At 70.1% G+C, this 13,011-nt stretch carries 15 protein-coding genes; 11 read left to right on the plus strand and 4 right to left on the minus strand.

The window, feature by feature from the left end:
* The first annotated feature begins 45 nt into the window (after nucleotides 1-45).
* The 3 genes from NQV15_RS10285 to NQV15_RS10295 are packed head-to-tail and all read left to right on the plus strand — an operon-like array spanning nucleotide 46 to nucleotide 2,680.
* The gene (locus tag NQV15_RS10285) at nucleotides 46-645 is read left to right on the plus strand and encodes a TetR/AcrR family transcriptional regulator (protein WP_232399732.1); all 600 of its coding nucleotides are present in this window, start codon (nucleotides 46-48) and stop codon (nucleotides 643-645) included.
* Nucleotides 642-2,084 (plus strand): flavin-containing monooxygenase, encoded by a 1,443-nt coding sequence (locus NQV15_RS10290; protein WP_232399733.1) that lies wholly within the window; start codon nucleotides 642-644, stop codon nucleotides 2,082-2,084. The genes NQV15_RS10285 and NQV15_RS10290 overlap by 4 nt, the downstream gene beginning before the upstream one ends.
* Entirely contained in the window at nucleotides 2,081-2,680 is a 600-nt protein-coding gene (locus NQV15_RS10295; RefSeq protein ID WP_232399734.1) for an acetoacetate decarboxylase family protein, read from the plus strand. Before NQV15_RS10290 ends, NQV15_RS10295 begins: the two co-directional genes overlap by 4 nt.
* 14 nt (nucleotides 2,681-2,694) lie before the next feature.
* Here the strand turns inward: NQV15_RS10295 and NQV15_RS10300 are convergent, their stop codons facing one another.
* Nucleotides 2,695-2,949, minus strand: coding sequence for a hypothetical protein (locus NQV15_RS10300; RefSeq protein WP_232399735.1), 255 nt, complete (start codon nucleotides 2,947-2,949; stop codon nucleotides 2,695-2,697).
* Between the two features lie 315 nt (nucleotides 2,950-3,264).
* On the opposite strand from NQV15_RS10300, the gene NQV15_RS10305 reads away from it, so the two are divergent.
* A complete protein-coding gene (locus NQV15_RS10305) occupies nucleotides 3,265-3,750 on the plus strand; it encodes a universal stress protein (protein ID WP_232399736.1) in 486 nt (161 codons plus the stop codon).
* A gap of 11 nt (nucleotides 3,751-3,761) precedes the next feature.
* Here NQV15_RS10305 and NQV15_RS10310 read toward each other — a convergent pair whose 3' ends face one another.
* From NQV15_RS10310 to NQV15_RS10320, 3 genes are all read right to left on the minus strand, one after another.
* Nucleotides 3,762-4,628: a universal stress protein gene (locus NQV15_RS10310; RefSeq protein WP_232399737.1), complete on the minus strand. Its 867-nt coding sequence runs from the start codon at nucleotides 4,626-4,628 to the stop codon at nucleotides 3,762-3,764.
* Between the two features lie 5 nt (nucleotides 4,629-4,633).
* Entirely contained in the window at nucleotides 4,634-5,644 is a 1,011-nt protein-coding gene (gene adhP / locus NQV15_RS10315; protein WP_232399738.1) for an alcohol dehydrogenase AdhP, read from the minus strand.
* Nucleotides 5,645-5,755: 111 nt separating this feature from the next.
* Nucleotides 5,756-6,358 (minus strand): GNAT family N-acetyltransferase, encoded by a 603-nt coding sequence (locus tag NQV15_RS10320; RefSeq protein ID WP_232399739.1) that lies wholly within the window; start codon nucleotides 6,356-6,358, stop codon nucleotides 5,756-5,758.
* Nucleotides 6,359-6,488: 130 nt separating this feature from the next.
* On the opposite strand from NQV15_RS10320, the gene NQV15_RS10325 reads away from it, so the two are divergent.
* From NQV15_RS10325 to NQV15_RS10355, 7 genes are all read left to right on the plus strand, one after another.
* The gene (locus NQV15_RS10325) at nucleotides 6,489-7,181 is read left to right on the plus strand and encodes a DUF4389 domain-containing protein (RefSeq protein ID WP_232399740.1); all 693 of its coding nucleotides are present in this window, start codon (nucleotides 6,489-6,491) and stop codon (nucleotides 7,179-7,181) included.
* Nucleotides 7,182-7,459: 278 nt separating this feature from the next.
* Nucleotides 7,460-7,720, plus strand: coding sequence for a hypothetical protein (locus NQV15_RS10330; RefSeq protein ID WP_232399741.1), 261 nt, complete (start codon nucleotides 7,460-7,462; stop codon nucleotides 7,718-7,720).
* Between the two features lie 207 nt (nucleotides 7,721-7,927).
* Complete coding sequence (locus tag NQV15_RS10335) at nucleotides 7,928-8,872, plus strand: serine/threonine-protein kinase (protein WP_232399742.1); 945 nt, start codon at nucleotides 7,928-7,930, stop codon at nucleotides 8,870-8,872.
* Between the two features lie 169 nt (nucleotides 8,873-9,041).
* Nucleotides 9,042-9,971: an alpha/beta hydrolase gene (locus NQV15_RS10340; protein WP_232399743.1), complete on the plus strand. Its 930-nt coding sequence runs from the start codon at nucleotides 9,042-9,044 to the stop codon at nucleotides 9,969-9,971.
* 50 nt (nucleotides 9,972-10,021) lie between these two features.
* Complete coding sequence (locus tag NQV15_RS10345) at nucleotides 10,022-10,576, plus strand: hypothetical protein (protein ID WP_232399744.1); 555 nt, start codon at nucleotides 10,022-10,024, stop codon at nucleotides 10,574-10,576.
* Entirely contained in the window at nucleotides 10,576-12,021 is a 1,446-nt protein-coding gene (locus tag NQV15_RS10350) for a dihydrolipoyl dehydrogenase family protein (protein ID WP_232399745.1), read from the plus strand. The genes NQV15_RS10345 and NQV15_RS10350 overlap by 1 nt, the downstream gene beginning before the upstream one ends.
* 82 nt (nucleotides 12,022-12,103) lie before the next feature.
* On the plus strand, nucleotides 12,104-12,982 hold the full coding sequence (locus NQV15_RS10355) for an alpha/beta hydrolase (protein ID WP_232399746.1): 879 nt from the start codon (nucleotides 12,104-12,106) through the stop codon (nucleotides 12,980-12,982).
* Nucleotides 12,983-13,011 lie beyond the last annotated feature (29 nt).

Genomic DNA, 13,011 nt, shown 5'->3' on the forward strand with positions numbered 1-13,011 from the left:
TACGGCCTTGTTGACACTCTGCCAATAGCCGGTGAGACTACCTCCATGTCCACCCCCCGACTGCGCCTCGCCCCGGCCGAGCGACGTCAGCAGATCATCGATGCGGCAGGCCGGCTCTACGCCGACCGTCCGTACGACGCGGTCTCCACGGCCGAGCTGGCCGATGCCGCCGGCGTCGCGCGGGGCCTGATCAACCACTACTTCGGCGACAAGCGCGAGCTGTTCCTGGAGGTCATGCGCGAGTCGATCATGATGCCCGAGCGGGCGTTGCCGGACTACGACGGCAAGTCGATCCAGGAGCGCGCCCGCCTCACGATGGACTGGATCCTGGACGCCGCCACGACGTACGGGCAGGCCTGGGTCGCGGCCAGCGGCGCGGCCAACCTGCACGGCAGCTCGGACCTGCAGGCCGTCGTCGACGCCGCCGATGACCGCGCCGCGCGCCTGGTGCTCGACGCGCTGGGCCTGCCCGACACCCCTCACCTGCGAGCCCGGCTCCGCCCGATGGCCGCCCTGACCAAGGCCGTGTGCCGCGAGTGGCTGCAACGTGCCACGCTGACGCGCACCGAGGCACTCGACCTGCTGACCGACAGCGTCCTGCTGTTCATCCGGAAGGAACCCTCAGTGACAGGTGACGAGTCATGACGTCCATCGGCATCATCGGTTCGGGCTTCGGCGCCCTGTCCGTGGCGATCGAGCTGAGGCGCGCCGGCCACACCGACCTGCGGCTGTGGGAGCGGGCCCATGCCATCGGTGGCGTCTGGCGCGACAACACCTATCCCGGCGCGGCGTGCGACGTCCCGTCGCCGCTGTACTCCTTCTCGTACGAGCCGTACGCCGGGTGGTCGCACCGGTACGCCGGCCAGCCGCAGATCCTGCGCTACCTGCAGCGGACGGCCGACAAGTACGGCATCACTCCCCTCGTCCAGTTCGGGCACGACGTCGTCTCCGCGCACTTCGACGAGGACGCCGCCAGCTGGACCGTCCGGTTCGCCGACGGCAGGGAGCAGGTCGTCGACATCCTGGTCAGTGCGGTGGGCCAGCTGTCCCAGCCGGCGCTGCCCAGCATCCCGGGCGTCGACACGTTCGAGGGACAGGCCTTCCACTCCGCGCGCTGGCGTCACGACGTCGACCTGACGGGCAAGCGCGTCGCGGTCGTCGGCACCGGCGGCAGCGCGATCCAGTTCATCCCGCACGTCGCCGAGCAGGCCGCGCACCTGACGGTCTTCCAGCGCACCCCGTCGTACATCCTGCCCAAGCCCGATCAGCGCATCGGCAGCATCTACCGCGCTGCGCTGCGTCGTGTCCCCGGTGCGCTGCGCGGCGAGCGAGCCGGCTGGTGGACGTTCGGCGAGCAGTTCTCGCGCGGGCTGGACGATGACTCCAAGGTCGGCAAGGTCATCAGCGCCACCGCGCTGAAGCACCTGGCCGTCAAGGTCAAGGATCCCGAGCTGCGCGCCAAGCTGACCCCGGACTACCCCGTGGGCTGCAAGCGCATCCTGTTCGCCAACACCTACTACCCGGCGATCACCCGGCCGAACGTGCACCTCGTCGCCGACGGCATCGCGTCGGTCACCCCGACGGGGGTCGTGACCGACGCCGGCACGGCGCACGACGTCGACGTGATCATCTACGCGACCGGCTTCGACTCGCAGGAGTTCCTCGAGTCGATCGACATCACCGGTGTCGCCGGTCAGAAGCTCGCGGAGCAGTGGGTCGACGGGGCGCGGGCCTACCTGGGCATCTACGTGCCGAACTTCCCCAACCTGTTCCTGTCGTACGGTCCCAACACGAATCTCGGAGGTGGCTCGATCGTGTACATGCTCGAGGCCCAGGCCCGGCACATCCGCCAGGCCGTCGACCGGCTGGTGGCCGGCTCGTACCGGACGGTCGAGGTCACCCGCGACGCGGAGGAGACCTACGACCGCGAGGTGCAGTCGAAGCTGTCGCACTCGGTGTGGGCGCACTGCAACAGCTGGTACCGGCACGCATCCGGCCGGATCACGTCCAACTGGCCCGGTTCGACCCACCCCTACGCCCAGCGGACGAAGACGCTGGAGCCCGACGCCTTCGAGTGGGCATGACCGGCTATCCCGCGGAGCCGTGGGACCTGCACGGGCACGCCTACATCGGCGCCTGGCTCGTCCCCCGTTCGGCGCTGCCCGCGCCGCACTCCCCCGCCACCAAGCCGCTGACGGTCTTCGGTCGCGGCATCGTCGGGACGGCGTTCTTCGTGTACGAGGAGCCCAGCCCGCTGACCTATGACGAGATCATGGCGACGGTCCTGGTGCGGCAGGGCTGGCGGATCCGCGTGTCGATCACCCACATCTGGGTCAACAGCCCGGACTCACGCGACGGCGGTCGCGCCCTGTGGGCCATCCCCAAGGAGCTCGCCGACTTCGACGTGCTCCCCCACGCTGCGTACACCGCCCGGGGCATCGGCTCGCTCTCGCTGCACCGCGTGCGGCGGCTGCCGTGGATGCTCCCGGCGGGCTTTCGCATCGCCCAGGACCGGGACGGATCGCTCCTGGTCTCCCCCGTCGCCGGGCGCGTGCGCCCCGGCATCGCGTCGGCGCGCTGGACGTTCGCTGCGGACGGCCCGCTGGGCTTCCTGCGGGGGCGCAAGCCCTTCATGACCGTCGCGGCACGGCCCTTCCGGCTGATGTTCGGGAGCCGCTGAGCAGCGCCCGCGCCTCAGGCGTCGCGATGCTGCCTGACATTCGCCGCGAATGCCGCGAACCGCGACACGGCGGGACCCTGGGACGTGATGCTCGACTCACGCACCAGCCGGGGCGTCGGGCGGGCGGCCCGGAGGGCCGGCAGGCCGTGGCGCAGCGACTGCACTCCCATCCACGTCAGCGTCCCGATCCACTTCATGGCGACCACGAACCCCAGCCCGATCAGGACGAGCACGCACACCGTCACCTGGGCCACGATCAGCCACATCATGCCTCGGACACCCGCTTCGCTCGCCGACTCGTCCGTCCGGGTCCATCATGTGGCTGCATGGCTCCTCCTCCGTGATCCATCAGCCTCTCGGATCCGGCGGCGCCGCCGTACGAGCGATCGTCCCCCGGCACTCAGGCCGAAGGGCCCTGCCGGGAGCCGGCGGCGGTTCACGGATCGCAGGGGCCGGCGCACCGGCTGCGGAAGGGGCCGGCCAGCTCGTAGGGCCGAACGTCATGACCGCGGCGGGAACCCCGGCCCTCACGCACAGGTGCGGGCATGTCCAGCCTGAGAGGACCCCGGATCCCTAGGAGCGTCATGGCCGAGCTTGCACCCATCGTGGTCGGTATCGACGGGGGTCCGGCGTCGGTCGCGGCCCTGGAGTTCGCACTGCGTGAGGCCCAGCTGCGGCGCACCTCCGTGGAGGCGATCAGCTGCTGGCCGGCGACGGCTCGGCGCGACGACTCCAGTCTCATGCAGTGCGCGACGCAGGAGCAGGCCGCGGAGGTCCTCGAGCACGTCATCGACACGGTCCAGCTGCGGCACCCCCACACGGTGCCGATCGTGCGCACGGTCACCCAAGCCATCCCGGGACCCGCGCTCGTGCATGCCTCGCGGAACTCCGAGCTCATCGTGCTCGGCTCGACCACACGAGGACCATATGGTCATCACCACGGGCGCAAGACCATCGAGCACTGCATGCTGTACGGCCAAGGACCGGTCGCGGTGGTCCCCTGGTTGGCCGCCACCTTGGACCAGGCCGACATCGACATCGATCTGCACCAGCGTCCGTCGACGGAGTGAGGCCCGCAAGGTCAAGCCCCGGCGTAGTCGACCGGCACGACGGCGACCGGGCAGTGCGCCCCTCGCAGCACCTGGGTGGCCAGTGAGCCGCTGGCCGCGAGCGCGCGGTGACTGCGCGGGCGTGCCACGACCACGAGCCGGGCGCCGCTCGTGGACCGGATGATGGCCGGTTCGGGCTCGCCGATCGAGAACGACGTCTCCACGGGGATGTCGGGGTAGGTCGTGCGCCAGCCGGCGATGACCTTCTCCACATCGGCCTTGATGGCCTCGGCCTCGTCGGCGAGCGTGCGCGGCGCGATGACGTGCAGGACCCTGACCGCGGTGTGATGGGCGGCCGCGTGCTCGAAGGCGAACCGGATGGCGCCATCGGCGACGGTGTCACCGTCCAGCGGCAGGATGATGCTGCCGTCGTGCGTGTGCGCGCTGTTGAGCTCGGGGACGACCACGACCGGGCAGTCGGTGTGCCGGGCCAGCCGTCCCGCGACCTCGCTGAGCAGCAGTCGGTCGAACCACGGGACGTGGTCCGAGCCCACGATGAGCGCACGGGCGCCGCGGGATGCGTCCTCCAGGGCCTGCATCGGGGGGACCGCCGTGAGGACGTACTCAGCCTGGAGATCGGGCGCCTCGTGCTGGACGAACTCCTTGACCTCGTCCAGCAGGGTCCGACCGTGGGCGCGGAGCTCGCCCAGCACCTCGCGGTCGGCGTACAGATCGCCCGCCTGCATGGCCAGCCCGGTCGAGTGCATGACCGTGAGCGGGCTGTGGGTCTCGGCGGCCTCCTGCATCGCGAAGGTCAGGACGCTGGACTGCTTGCCCATGACGCCGACGACGACGGGTTTGGTCGTGGTCCTCGTGGCTTCGTGCTGTGCTGTCGTCATCGTGCTCAGAGCTCGAAGACGAGCCGGGCGGGGACGGCGCCGCGGAGCACCTGGTCGATCGCCTCGTTGACCTGCTCGAGCCGGCGTCCCTCGGCGATGACCCGGGTGCGGCCCCGTGCGTGCAGCGCGAACACCTCGGCGAGGTCCTGACGGGTGCCGACGATCGAGCCGATGATCGAGATCCCCTTGAGCACGGTGTCGAAGATCGGGATGCTCATGGTGCCCTCGGCCGGCAGCGCCACGCACACCAGCCGGCCACCCCGGTTGAGCGAGGCGAAGGCCTGCTCGAACGACCGCGGCGCCACGGCGTAGGCCAGGGACACGTCGGCCCCGCCCAGGGAGGCGATCGCGGTGACCGGGTCGACCTCGGCGGCGTTGACGACGTGGTCCGCGCCCAGCTCGGTGGCCAGGGCCAGCTTCTCGTCCTCGACATCCACCGCGATGACGACGGCGCCGACCAGGCGGGCGTATTGAACGGCCAGGTGACCGAGTCCCCCGATCCCGAAGACGGCGACTGTCTCTGCCGGCTGGACGTGGGCGACCTTGACGGACTTGTAGGCCGTGACCCCCGCGCAGCTCAGCGGCGCCGCGTCGAAAGAACTGACCCCCTCGGGCACCCGCACGGCGTACCTGGCGTCGGCCGCCGCGTACTCGGCGTGGGCGCCATCGACGGAGTAGCCGCTGTTCAGCTGCGCCTCGCACAGCGTCTCGCGGCCGTCGATGCAGTACCGGCAGTGCCCGCACGCCTGACCCAGCCAAGCGATGGAGACCCGGTCGCCGATGGCACGCTCGGTCACGCCCTCGCCGAGCTCGGTGACGACGCCGACTCCCTCGTGCCCGGGCACGAAGGGCAGCGCCGGCTTGACCGGCCAGTCCCCGTGGGCGGCGTGGATGTCGGTGTGGCACAGGCCAGAGGCCTCCAGCCGGACCAGCACCTGTCCCGGCCCGGGGCTCGGCGCCGGACGGTCCTGCAGCTCCAGGGGTTGCCCGAACTCTGTGACGACTGCGGCTTTCATGACCCTCCTGATGGCTGTCCGGAGGTCCACGATTCCTGCCGCCCCGGCAGGCCCGGAAGGGCCACGTGCCCCCACGACCGTGCCAAAGGTCCTTGGCGATGGGCACGCAGCTCAGGCGTCCGTGCCATGCGCCCCGGACCGTCGGGACAGGGCGACCGCGCGGCGTGCCGCGGACGCTGCGAGGGCCGCCGGCGTCCGCTGGGTGCTCATCTTCACGAGCACGTCGCCGCGCTCGTTGACGAACTCGTACTCGAATCCCGCGTCCCTGAACACCTCGAGCATCGATCGGTTCGCCGGCAGGACGTCGGCGACGAAGGTCGTGATGCCCCGTCGCCACGCGTCGTCGGCGGCGCGTTCCAGCAGCAGCGTGGCGATCCCGAGACCGTGGGCATCGCCCGCGACGAAGAACGCGACCTCGGCGCAGCCGTGGTCGAGGTGCTCGACGTCCGCGATCCCGAGCAGCGTCCGGTCCCGCTCCAGGATGTACGAGGTGGTGCTCGCCCCGTCGGCGAACAGGTGGTCGATGTGCCGCCTGACCATGGTCGTCCCCACCGTGAAGAACCGCGTGTAGAGATGGTCTGGGTCGGCGGTGGTGAACAGCTCCTCGACGGCCGGGCGGTCCGATGCCTCCAGCTCGCGGATGCTCGCATCGGATCCGTCCGCCAGCAGGACGGGCGTGTCGCGGGTGGCGGTGGCGGCGTCAGCACGATTCATCAGCGCCACGCTGGCACGCCTGACCATGGCGAGTGCACGGCCCACCGGCGCGGTTGTCGGGGACCTCGGTCCCTGTCCGCCCGGCGGACCGCCCGTGAAATGTGGGGGGCCCGAGCCAGAGAGGCCTCCCATGACCGCCACCCCGTATCCCTTGCGGATCACCGGTGAGCTCGATCCGAACCTGAGCCGTGGATTGTGGATCGTGAAGTGGCTGCTGGCACTGCCGCACATCTTCGTGCTGGCGTTCTTGTGGATCGCATTTCTGCTGACCAGCATCGTGGCGCTGTTCGCGATCCTGTTCACGGGCCGCTACCCGCGCGGGCTCTTCGACTTCAACGTCGGGGTGATGCGGTGGTCGTGGCGGGTCACGTTCTACGCCTACGGCATCATCGGGACGGACCGCTATCCCCCGTTCACGCTGGCCGACGTCCCCGACTACCCCGCCCACCTGGACGTGGACTACCCCGATCACCTGTCGCGGGGCCTCGTGCTGGTCAAGTGGTGGCTGCTCGCGATCCCGCACTACCTGATCGCCGGCGCCATCGTGGGTGGCGGGCCGTATGCGGGCGATCCTGACTACAGTGCGTGGTTGTTCGGCGGTGGGCTGATCGGCGCCATGACCACGGTCGCCGCGTTCTGGCTGCTGTTCACGGGACGCTATCCGCGCACGCTGTTCGACGCCATCATGGGCCTGCATCGGTGGACCGTCCGCGTGGGCGTGTACGTCTCGCTGATGACCGACGAGTACCCGCCGCTCCGGCTCGACCAGGGCGGCGGCGAGCCGGAGCGGGCCTCCATCGACGACGCCCCGGCACCGGCATGAGTCCTCGGGACCAGCGCCGCCACTGGGCAGGCTGCGCCGTCTCCCGACGCCAGCTCGCCGCAGCCCTGCACTTCGGCGCGCTCCGCAGGGGTCCGTGCCGCTCGACGCCCCCGAACGGTCCGGGCATCACCTACTTGCGACTGCGGCACGCGCCGGACCACTGGTCGTGCGAGTGCCATGCGACAGCGCCCGGCGGCTGAGCGCAGCGTTCTCGCGATGTCTCCGCTCTCGGGCGCGATTCTCCTGCGTCGAGATGACACTGGCGCGAGGATCGACACATGCGCCTGTCCTCGATCCTGTTCTCGGTCGCGGCTCTGCTGATCGTCGCCGGGGCAATCCTGATCGTCACGGCGCCCAGCGGGACCGAAGGATTTGGTTGGTTCGCCTACACGCCGGACAGCGAGTCGATCTCGACCACGGGCTGGACCCTGCTGTCGACGCGTCAGCTCGTCGGATGGTCGATCTGCTGGTTGGCGAGCCTGATCCTGGCAGTGGCCGTCACGCACCGGCTGACCCGTCGCCGCCATCGCGACGACTAGCAACGGGTAGACCGCACCGCGCCACGGCTCGGGGCGCCACGCCTTCTCCCGGGAGAGGGATCCGACGCAGCAGGACTGGCCGTTGCCCAGTCATCCCGACTGGCCGATGACTGATGCGACGACGACTCGGCGCGAGTGATGGTTGCTGGACCACCACTGCCGGACCGGCTTCCACGCAGCCCGTCAGGCTCAACGAAGGATCTCACGATGAGCGTCGTAGCCCTGCCCGACACAGACCTCGCGACGACCCGCCCACCGTCGGGCGAGGCGCGGCGGGTCGGTCCGTACGCGATCGGCAGGGAGATCGGGCGGGGCACGACGTCGATCGTCTACGCGGCCCGTCACCTCCGACTCGGCCGTGGTGCTGCGTTCAAGGAGCTGCGCGTCCGCACGGGGAGCCCGGCGCTCGGTGCCGCGATGTTCCGGGAGGAGGCGCGCATCCTGGGTTCGCTCGACCACGCGAACGTCGTCGCGGTCCACGACCTGGTCGACCAGGACGGACTGCTGGCGATCGCGATGGATCGCGCCACAAGAGGCACGCTGCGGTCGTGCATCCGGCGTGGCCTGCGCGAGGACCAGGCCGGTGGTGTGCTGGCGGACATCCTGGCCGGCCTCACGCACCTGGGAGGTCGGGACGTGGTTCATCTGGACATCAAGCCGTCGAACCTGCTGATCAGCCACGACGGCGTCATCAAGATCGCAGACTTCGGCATCGCTCAGTCGCTCCGAGCTCAGGACGTCAGATCCGCCGTGAACACCGTCCAGTCCCCGGCGGGCACGCCGCACTACCTGGCGCCTGAGCAGGTGCTGCCGGGTCGGATCGGCCCGTGGACCGATGTGTACGCCGCCGGTGTCACAGCATTCGAGCTCCTCGTCGGTCGATCGCCGTTCGCCGATACCACCGACCCGGTCGAGGTGGTCGAGCGGCAGATCTACGAGCGGGTCCCGCCCGTGTGCGACCTCGTGCCCGGAGTGAGCCACGAGATGTCCGAGTGGGTGAGCTGGCTGGTCTCCAAGGCTCCCGCCGACCGACCGCAGAGTGCCGCGGAAGCCTGGCACGCGCTCGATCGCCTGCTGAGCGATCGTCGTGGTCTGCGCTGGCGGGATGATGCCGCGCTCACCCGTCGCCCAGTCCTCGACTGGTCACCCTGACTGGCCACTGGCCGATGCGCTGGCGCCTGCCCGGCCGCGATGCTCGAAAGGAACCACGCCACCACCGCACAGGGAGGAACCATGCCCCACCCTCACGAGCCCCGCCGGACGCCAGATCAGCTTCACCCGCCGGGCCGAGGGACGTCCAGTCGTGATGTCCCACGGCTGGATGCTCGCATCCGACAGCTGGGAGATCCGACAGCTGTTCGTCGCCGAGCACGTCATCCGCGCGAGCTCGGTCGCCGACCGATCGCGGACCTGCCGCGATACCGACCGCCCGCTCATCGGCGACATCGCTGAGTCACACCTGCTGCCCCCCACCTACGAGAACTGGAAAGACACCATGCGCACCTCACTCATTCCCGTCATGACCGTGGTCGACGACTCGACCTCTCCCAGCGGGACGTCCGACGCCAACCGCTCCGCCCCCACGATCGTGCTGGTGCACGGCGCCTGGGCGGACTCCTCAAGCTGGTCACCCGTGGTCGAGCGGCTCCGCGGCGACGGGTACGACATCCGCTCCATCGCCAACCCCCTGCAAGGACTCGACGCCGACACGGCCTACCTGTCCAGCCACCTGGCGACCATCGACGGCCCGATCGTCCTGGTGGGCCACTCCTACGGCGGCGCCGTGATCAGCAACATCGACACCTCCGCGTTCGACATCCGGTCACTGGTCTACATCGCCGCGTTCATCCCCCTCAAGGACGAGACCGTCGGGCAGCTCGCCGCACAGTCCACCCCCGCCCTGCCACTGATTCCCGTGCAGGTGCCCGACGGCACCGAGGTCACGATCGACCAGACCGCGTTCGCCGCCGCGTTCGCCGGCGACCTCGACCAGAACACCGCCGCCAACCTCGCGGTGGCGCAGCGCCCCGCCAACGTCAAGGCCGTCTCCGAGCCCAGCGTGAACGAGGCTTTCCGGTCCATCCCGTCCTGGGCGCTGATCACCCGACAGGACCAGGCCATCGCCTACGACCTGCAGCGACTCATGGTCGACCGCACCGACGCGGACGTCACCGAGGTCGACGCCTCCCACGCCGTCATGCTCAGCCGCCCCGACGCGGTGGCCGACCTCATCAAGCAGGCAGCTCGCTGAGCCCGTCCGGCACCAGGACCCATCCCCCAGCGCCACGTTAAGGAATCTTCATGAGTACCACCGAGACATCCACCAACCACATCGCCGCAGCACTGCGGAAGCTGTACTTCGTCCGGTTCGGTTTCGCCATCATCTGGGCGATCCTGATCTTCGCCACCGCCTCGGACATCGGGCCGGTCAGCGGCACGCTGCTGATCCTCTACCCGCTGTTCGACGTGGCCGCGGCCATCGTCGACCTGCGGGCCTCCAGGACGACCCGGCCGCCGCTCGGCCTGTACGTCAACGTCGCCCTCAGCACCGCGACCGCCATCGCGCTGGCCTTCGCCGTCAGCTCCGGCATCCCTGACGTCCTTCGCGTCTGGGGTGTCTGGGCCATCACCGCGGGCATCGTGCAGCTCGTCGTCGCGGTCCCCCGCCGACGCCTGGGCGGCCAGGTGCCGATGTTCCTGTCCGGCGGCATCTCCGTGCTCGCAGGTGGAGCCTTCATCGCCGGCGCCTCCGCCGATGACCCGTCACTGACCAACATCGGCGGATACGCCACCCTCGGGGGCATCTTCTTCCTCGTCTCGGCACTGCGCCTGGGCCGCACGGCAGGAGCCAAGTGATGTCCGAGACCACGTTCGACGTCATCGTCATCGGCGCCGGCCCAGTCGGGGAGAACGTCGCGGACCGGATCGTGCAAGGCGGTCTCACCGCAGCGATCGTGGAACGCGAGCTGGTGGGCGGTGAGTGCTCCTACTGGGCCTGCATGCCGACCAAGGCACTGCTGCGCGACGCCGCCGCACTGCGTGCCGCGCGCGCCCTGCCCGGCGCCCGCGAAGCCGTCACCGGCGACCTGGACGTCGCAGCGGTGCTGCGCCGCCGGGACCGGTTCGCGTCCGACTGGAACGATGCAGGCCAGGTCGACTGGCTCAACGGCGCAGGCGTGGCCCTGTTCCGCGGCCAGGGCCGCATCGGTGGCGAGCGCGCGGTCGAGGTCGTCGACACCGACGACACCGTCACCACGCTCCAGGCACGCCACGCCGTCGTCGTCGCGACTGGCAGCCGCGCTCGCATCCCCGCTGTCCCGGGCCTGGCTGACACCAAGCCCTGGACCGGGCGGGAGGCCGCCTCCGCGGCGTCCGTCCCCGGACGGCTCGCCATCATCGGCGGCGGCGTCGTGGGAACCGAGATGGCCACGGCCTACAGTGCGCTCGGGGCGCAGGTCACGCTGGTGTCACTGGACGGCGTCCTGCCGACCGTCGAACCGTTCGCAGCAGAACACGTGACGGCATCACTCAAGGAATCCGGCGTCGACCTGCACCCACGCTCCGGGCTCGCGGAGGTTCGCCGCGACGAGACCGGCACGGTGCACCTGACGCTCGTCGACGGCACCACGATCGTGTCCGACGAGCTCCTCGTCGCGACAGGCCGCACACCGAACACCAGCCACCTCGGCCTGGAACACCTCGGCCTCCCACCCGGCGAGTGGCTCCACGTCGATGAGTCCCTGCGCGTCCTCGATGCGGCGGGATCACCCGTCGGCGATGGCTGGCTCTATGCGGCCGGCGACGTCAACCGACGCGCGATGCTCACCCACCAGGGCAAGTACCAGGCGCGTGCCGTCGGCGACCTCATCGTCGCCCGCGCACACGGCAAGGACGTCGACCTCTCGCCGTGGGGCCGGCACGCCGCCACGGCGGACGAGCGGGCGGTGACCCAAGTCATCTTCTCCGATCCGGAGGTGGCTGCCGTGGGTCTCACCCAGCGGGCTGCCACCGAGGCAGGGCTGGACGTGCGGGCCGTCGAGTACGACCTCGGCGCCGTCGCCGGCGCAACCCTGCACGCCGACGGCTACCGAGGCCGGGCCGGCATGGTCGTCGACCAGTCACGCAACGTCATCGTCGGCTTCACCGCCGTCGGGCCCGACGTCGCCGAGCTGGTCCAAGCCGCAGCCATCGCCATCGCCGGCGAGGTCCCGCTCGACCGGCTCTGGCACGCCGTCCCCGCCTACCCCACCGTCAGCGAGATCTGGCTCCGCCTGCTGGAGACCTACGGAAGGGAGGGGTAGCCGGCCGCCTCAGCACAACCGCAGTACCGGCCATTCAGGCCTCTGACACACCACCGAACGTTCACCTCTCACAGGAGCAGTCATGCGCACACCCCGTCACTATGTGGCCCTGACCGTCGCAGGCGTGGTCGCCATCGCGGCAGTCGTGGTCGGCATCAACACCGCGAACGCCAGCACCACGGCATCATCGGACACCCCGACGACACGAGTCGTCGACGCCACGGCCAAGCAGGCCAAGCACGCAGGCAAGAAGCCGACCATCGTCCTCGTCCACGGCGCATTCGCCGACGGATCGGGCTGGAACGGCACCATCGAGCGCCTGCGAAAGGACAAGTATCCGGTGGTCGCCTTCGCCAACCCCCTGCAGGGACCCACCTCCGACGTCGCCACGCTCAAGAGCTTCCTGAAGACGATCGACGGGCCGGTCATCCTGGTCGGCCACTCCTACGGCGGAGTTCTCATCAGCGGTGCCGGCGCGGGCAACTCCCACGTGAAGGGACTCGTCTACGTCGCCGCATACGCCCCCGACAAGGGCGAGACCGTGGGCGAGGTGAACATGCACCCCGTCGCGCACCCGATCCCCGAGCTGCCGCTGGTGGAGGTGCCGGTCAAGAACTCGGCCGGACAGAAGGACGCGCTGTTGTACATCAAGCCTGCGAAGTTCCCCGCCTTCTTCGCCGCCGACGTCAGGTCCACGCTCGCCAAGGACATGGCCGCCACGCAGCGTCCGGTCGCCGGGAGCGGCTTCGACCAGCCCATCCGGGCCGCAGCATGGCGCTCCATCCCGTCCTGGTACCTGGTGGCCAAGCAGGACAAGGCCCTCAACCCCGAGCTTCAGCGCTACATGGCCAAGCGGGCCCACGCCCACACCGTCGAGTCCAACGGATCGCACGCCATCATGGTGAGCCACCCCCGCACCGTCGCCAAGCTCATCAAGGCAGCCGACCACAGAACTCGCTGAGCATCGACAGCCCCCCTCCTGTCCGCTCA

The organism is Aeromicrobium wangtongii (assembly GCF_024584515.1).
Taxonomy (GTDB): Bacteria; Actinomycetota; Actinomycetes; order Propionibacteriales; family Nocardioidaceae; genus Aeromicrobium; species Aeromicrobium wangtongii.

Excerpts from the sequence above, each read along its gene's own strand:
- NQV15_RS10285 (WP_232399732.1), top strand. The coding sequence starts at position 46 with ATGTCCACCCCCCGACTGCGCCTCGCCCCGGCCGAGCGACGTCAGCAG.
- NQV15_RS10290 (WP_232399733.1), top strand. The coding sequence starts at position 642 with ATGACGTCCATCGGCATCATCGGTTCGGGCTTCGGCGCCCTGTCCGTG.
- NQV15_RS10295 (WP_232399734.1), top strand. The coding sequence starts at position 2,081 with ATGACCGGCTATCCCGCGGAGCCGTGGGACCTGCACGGGCACGCCTAC.
- NQV15_RS10300 (WP_232399735.1), bottom strand. The coding sequence starts at position 2,949 with ATGATGTGGCTGATCGTGGCCCAGGTGACGGTGTGCGTGCTCGTCCTG.
- NQV15_RS10305 (WP_232399736.1), top strand. The coding sequence starts at position 3,265 with ATGGCCGAGCTTGCACCCATCGTGGTCGGTATCGACGGGGGTCCGGCG.
- NQV15_RS10310 (WP_232399737.1), bottom strand. The coding sequence starts at position 4,628 with ATGACGACAGCACAGCACGAAGCCACGAGGACCACGACCAAACCCGTC.
- adhP (WP_232399738.1), bottom strand. The coding sequence starts at position 5,644 with ATGAAAGCCGCAGTCGTCACAGAGTTCGGGCAACCCCTGGAGCTGCAG.
- NQV15_RS10320 (WP_232399739.1), bottom strand. The coding sequence starts at position 6,358 with ATGAATCGTGCTGACGCCGCCACCGCCACCCGCGACACGCCCGTCCTG.
- NQV15_RS10325 (WP_232399740.1), top strand. The coding sequence starts at position 6,489 with ATGACCGCCACCCCGTATCCCTTGCGGATCACCGGTGAGCTCGATCCG.
- NQV15_RS10330 (WP_232399741.1), top strand. The coding sequence starts at position 7,460 with ATGCGCCTGTCCTCGATCCTGTTCTCGGTCGCGGCTCTGCTGATCGTC.
- NQV15_RS10335 (WP_232399742.1), top strand. The coding sequence starts at position 7,928 with ATGAGCGTCGTAGCCCTGCCCGACACAGACCTCGCGACGACCCGCCCA.
- NQV15_RS10340 (WP_232399743.1), top strand. The coding sequence starts at position 9,042 with ATGCTCGCATCCGACAGCTGGGAGATCCGACAGCTGTTCGTCGCCGAG.
- NQV15_RS10345 (WP_232399744.1), top strand. The coding sequence starts at position 10,022 with ATGAGTACCACCGAGACATCCACCAACCACATCGCCGCAGCACTGCGG.
- NQV15_RS10350 (WP_232399745.1), top strand. The coding sequence starts at position 10,576 with ATGTCCGAGACCACGTTCGACGTCATCGTCATCGGCGCCGGCCCAGTC.
- NQV15_RS10355 (WP_232399746.1), top strand. The coding sequence starts at position 12,104 with ATGCGCACACCCCGTCACTATGTGGCCCTGACCGTCGCAGGCGTGGTC.